Raw genomic sequence first — 4,847 nt, forward strand, 5'->3', positions numbered from 1 at the left:
GGGGTGGCCGCGCCGGCGGGCGGGGTGGGCCCGCCGTCGGCGGGCGGCCCGCCGTCCTCGGGGGTGGCGCCGTCCGAGGGCCCGGCGGACTCCGAGGGGGAGACGGTCTCGCCGTCGGGGCCGACGGTGACGGTCACCGTGGGCGTCGGCTCGGCCTTGGGGGCGGGCGGCAGCACGGCGTCGCGCGGGTCCTTGCGCGGCGGCTGGACGACGACGCCGACGACGTCGAGCTTGGTGAAGCCGACGAACGGGCGGACCTGGATGGTGCGGGTCAGGTCGCCGTTGGAGGGGTCGACGCGGACGACCTCGCCGACGGGTACGCCGGGTACGAACGGGCGGTCGGCGCGCGAGCCGAAGGTGACCATCCGGTCGCCCTTGCGCACCTTGGCCTTGCCGTTGAGGAGTTGGACGCGCAGCGGCCGGTCACCCTGGCCGGTGGCGAAGCCGAGTTCGGCGGACTTCTCCATGCGGGTGCCGACGGTGAAGTCCGGGTCGTTGGCGAGCAGGATGGTCGAGGTGGACGCGGAGACGGTGGTGACGCGGCCGACGAGGCCGTCGCCGTTGAGCACCGTCATGTCGCGGGCGATGCCGTCGGCGCTGCCGGCGTCGATGGTGACGGTCCAGGAGAAGCCCTGGGCCGCTCCTATGGCGACGACCTCGGCGCCCTTGATGCCGTACTGTCCGGCGCCCGCGGTCCTGAGCATCTTGTCGAGCTCGGCGACCCGGCCGCGGGTGCGGTCGTCGCTGCCGAGCTTGGCCTTGAGGGCCGCGTTCTCGCGCTCGAGCTCGGCGATCCGGCTGTGCCGCCCGCTGGAGTCCCGTACGGCGCCGATGGCGTTGCCGATCGGGTTCACGGCCGAGGCGACGCCGTTCTCCACGGGCCCGAAGGCCGACGCGGCGGCCTGCCGGGCGTGATCGAGCGGGGAGTTCTCGCCACCGCGGATATCCACTGTGATCAGTGCGAACGCGATGGCGACCAGCAGCACCAGGAGCAATCGGCTCTCTCGTGTGTCCCTCACGTGCGGCCGCCGTGCCTTCCTCGTCGGAATTGCCTTGTCCGTCTGCGCATTTGTTCTGCTATGCGAACGATCCGCCGCTCGGAAGGGCAGTCACCCGGGCGGCGGATTCGTTCTGTTGTGGGTCATCTGCGGGGCTGGGCGTCCAGCACCTGCTGGAGCGCCTCGAACTCCTCGACGCACTTGCCGGAGCCGAGTGCGACGGAGTCCAGCGGGTCCTCCGCGATGTGGATCGGCATGCCCGTCTCGCGGCGCAGGCGCTCGTCGAGGCCGCGGAGCAGGGCGCCGCCTCCGGTGAGCACGATGCCCCGGTCCATGACGTCGCCGGACAGCTCCGGCGGGCACTTGTCGAGCGTCGTCTTGACCGCGTCGATGATGGCGTTGAGCGGTTCCTCGATGGCCTTGCGAACTTCCGCGGCCGAGATGACGACGGTCTTCGGCAGACCGCTGACCAGGTCGCGGCCGCGGATCTCGGTGTGCTCGTCCGCGTCGGAGTCGCACGCCGAACCGATGGTGATCTTGATGCTCTCGGCGGTCCGCTCACCGAGGAGGAGGCTGTACTCCTTCTTGATGTGCTGGATGATCGCGTTGTCCAGCTCGTCGCCGGCGACCCGGATCGACTGTGCCGTGACGATTCCGCCGAGCGAGATGACGGCCACCTCGGTGGTGCCGCCGCCGATGTCCACGACCATGTTGCCGGTGGCCTCGTGGACGGGGAGACCGGAGCCGATGGCGGCCGCCATGGGCTCCTCGATGATGTGCACCTGTCGGGCGCCCGCCTGCGTCGAGGCCTCGATGACGGCCCGGCGCTCGACCCCGGTGATGCCGGAGGGGACGCACACCACGACGCGGGGGCGGGCGAGATAACGGCGCTTGTGGATCTTCAGGATGAAGTAGCGGAGCATCCGCTCGGTGATCTCGAAGTCGGCGATGACGCCGTCCTTGAGAGGTCGTACCGCCACGATGTTGCCGGGGGTGCGGCCGATCATCTTCTTGGCTTCCGCGCCGACCGCCAGGATGCCGCCGGTGTTGGTGTTGATGGCGACGACGGACGGCTCGTTGAGGACGATCCCGCGACCCCTGACGTACACCAGCGTGTTGGCGGTGCCGAGGTCGACAGCCATGTCACGGCCAATGAACGACATGTTGTTCCCCATGAGGATACGTCTGGCCTTCCCAGCTGGAACGTTGGTGATGTGTAGGTCGGCGGGGTGAACGCTTCAAGGGCGTGACGTACATCGTAGTCACGCCGGATCTAACGCGCCGCGAGGCTACTCCGCCATTGTCAGCAGAACGGGGTGCTACCCCCGTATTGGTGACGCCGTGTCGGAGTGACAGGTTCCCAAAATCGCGTCGCATATGCCAGGGAGCTGCTGAATATATCAGATCGCCGCAGGTCACCGGGCGTCTAACACTGACGGTCCGTCAGCGAAAATTCGGGGAAAATACAGCCGTCAGCCAACCGTGGGAAAAAACAGCTTCAGCTCGCGTGCGGCGGACTGCTCGGAGTCCGAGGCGTGAATCAGGTTCTCACGCACGATCGTGCCGAAATCGCCACGGATACTCCCCGGAGCGGCGGCGATCGGGTCGGTCGGCCCCGCCAGCGCCCGCAACCCCTCGACGACCCGCTCGCCCTCGACGACCATCGCCACGACCGGGCCGGAGGACATGAACTCCACCAGCGGCTCGTAGAACGGCTTGCCGATGTGCTCGCCGTAGTGCTGCTCGAGCAGCGAGCGGTCCAGGTGGCGCAGCTCCAGCGCGCTGATGGTCCAGCCTGCCTTCCGCTCGATCCGGCCGACGATCTCCCCGACCAGACCGCGTCGTACGGCGTCGGGCTTGAGCAGGACGAGCGTGCGCTGGCTCACGTGCGGACTCCTTTGGTACGCCGAACGGTTCGGCTCCGGGTACGCCGACGACTTCGGCATGTGCGGGTGCGAAGAGGCTACATGGGTGAACGGGACGCGCTCACACAGCGTCTGCGGCGCCGGCCCCGGATGCGGCGGTTTGCTCGGCGAACCGGGCCCTCGCCGCGTCGACCTTCCGGCCGAAGTGGACCGAGGCCCACCACAGGGCCGCGAACACCACGCCCAGCACGTACATCACCGGGACCACCAACCCGCCCGCGACCAGGCCGATCTGGAGCGCCCAGCCGACCGCGACCGCGCCCGGCCGGGACAGCATCCCGCACAGCAGGACGCTCACCGCCATGGCGGTGCCGCTGACCGCCCAGATGGCGGCCGTGCCGACGTCCGAGGTCTGCATCGCGACCAGTCCCGCGAAGCCGATCACGAAGAACTCGCCGATCAGCGTCGAAGCGCACAGGGTTCGCATCTCTTGCCCTCCCGAGCCCTCGTGTCCTCAGGCCCGGCCCAGCAGCAGCCGGGCCTCGCCGACCGTGATCACCGAGCCGGTCACCAGCACGCCCGCGCCGGCGTACTCGCCCTCCTCCTCGGCCAGCGTGATCGCCGCCTCCAGGGCGTCGTCCAGGCGCGGTTCCACCTGTACCCGCTCCTGCCCGAACACCTCGACCGCGACCGCCGCCAGCTCGTCCGCGTCCATCGCGCGGTGGCTGGAGTTCCGCGTCACCACGACCTCGGCGAAGATCGGCTCGAAGGCCTCCAGGAAGCCCTTGACATCCTTGCCGTCGCTCGTGCCGACCACACCGACCAGCCGGCTGAAGCCGAACGCCTCGCCGACCGCCTCGGCCGCGGCCGCCGCCCCGCCCGGGTTGTGCGCGGCGTCCAGGATGACCGTCGGGCTCTGCCGTACGACCTCCAGGCGGCCCGGCGAGGCCACGGAGGCGAACGCGGTACGCACGGTGTCCACGTCGAGGGTGCGGGCGTGCTGGGAGCCGATGCCGAAGAAGGCCTCGACGGCGGCCAGCGCGACCGCCGCGTTGTGCGCCATGTGCGCGCCGTGCAGCGGGAGGAAGACCTCCGGGTACTCGCCGCCCAGGCCGCGCAGGGTCAGCAGCTGACCGCCCACGGCGACCTCGCGACTGGTGACGCCGAACTCCATGCCCTCGCGGGCCACCGTCGCGTCCGCCTCGACCGAGCGCTTGAGCATCACCTGCGCCGCGTCGACCGGCTGCTGGGCGAGGACGACCGTGGCGCCCTGCTTGACGATGCCGGCCTTCTCCCCGGCGATCTGCCCCGGGGTCTCACCGAGCCGGTCGGTGTGGTCCAGGGCGATCGGGGTGACGACGGCGACCTGCGCGTCGATCACGTTGGTGGCGTCCCAGCTGCCTCCCATGCCGACCTCGACGACCGCGACGTCGACCGGCGCGTCCGCGAAGGCCGCGTACGCCATGCCGGTCAGCACCTCGAAGAAGGACAGGCGGTGCTCCTGAGCGGCGTCCACCATCCCGACGTACGGTTTGATGTCCTCGTACGTCTCGATGAACCGCTCGGCGGAGATCGGCGCGCCGTCCAGGCTGATCCGCTCGGTCACGGACTGGACGTGCGGGCTGGTGTAGCGGCCGGTGCGCAGCTCGAAGGCGGTCAGCAGGGCCTCGATCATGCGGGCGGTGCTGGTCTTGCCATTGGTGCCGGTGATGTGGATCGAGGGGTAGGCGCGCTGGGGCTCGCCCAGGACGTCCATCAGCGCCTCGACGCGGGCGAGCGAGGGGTCGAGCTTGGTCTCCGGCCAGCGGTCCGCGAGTTCGGCCTCGACGGCGCGCAACGCGCGGTCGAGCTCCGGGTCCTGGGGACGGGCCGGTACGGCGTCGCCCTGCGGCGGGCCGCCCTGCGTGCGCAGGGTCCGGCTGCCGGCCTCGATGACGGCGAGGTCGGGGTCCCTGTCGGTCTCCGCCTCGACGATCTCGTCGAA

General features: G+C 70.3%; 5 protein-coding genes. All 5 read right to left on the bottom strand.

The features are described 5' to 3' along the window. On the bottom strand, positions 1–1,019 hold a 1,019-nt coding region (gene mreC, locus AOK16_RS19230), incomplete at its 3' end, for a rod shape-determining protein MreC (protein ID WP_107098401.1). Between the two features lie 122 nt (positions 1,020–1,141). Next, positions 1,142–2,161 carry a rod shape-determining protein gene (locus tag AOK16_RS19235; RefSeq protein WP_055473456.1) on the bottom strand — a complete coding sequence of 340 codons (1,020 nt, stop codon included), beginning with the start codon at positions 2,159–2,161 and terminating at the stop codon, positions 1,142–1,144. A gap of 309 nt (positions 2,162–2,470) precedes the next feature. Next, positions 2,471–2,884 (bottom strand): nucleoside-diphosphate kinase, encoded by a 414-nt coding sequence (gene ndk, locus AOK16_RS19240; protein WP_055473453.1) that lies wholly within the window; start codon positions 2,882–2,884, stop codon positions 2,471–2,473. A 100-nt stretch (positions 2,885–2,984) separates the two neighbouring features. Further along, entirely contained in the window at positions 2,985–3,350 is a 366-nt protein-coding gene (locus tag AOK16_RS19245; RefSeq protein WP_055473454.1) for a DUF4233 domain-containing protein, read from the bottom strand. Positions 3,351–3,377: 27 nt separating this feature from the next. After that, a partial coding sequence (gene folC / locus AOK16_RS19250) for a bifunctional tetrahydrofolate synthase/dihydrofolate synthase (protein WP_055473455.1) occupies positions 3,378–4,847 on the bottom strand: 1,470 nt, incomplete at its 5' end.

Source organism: Streptomyces pathocidini, assembly GCF_001418495.1.
Lineage (GTDB): Bacteria > Actinomycetota > Actinomycetes > Streptomycetales > Streptomycetaceae > Streptomyces > Streptomyces pathocidini.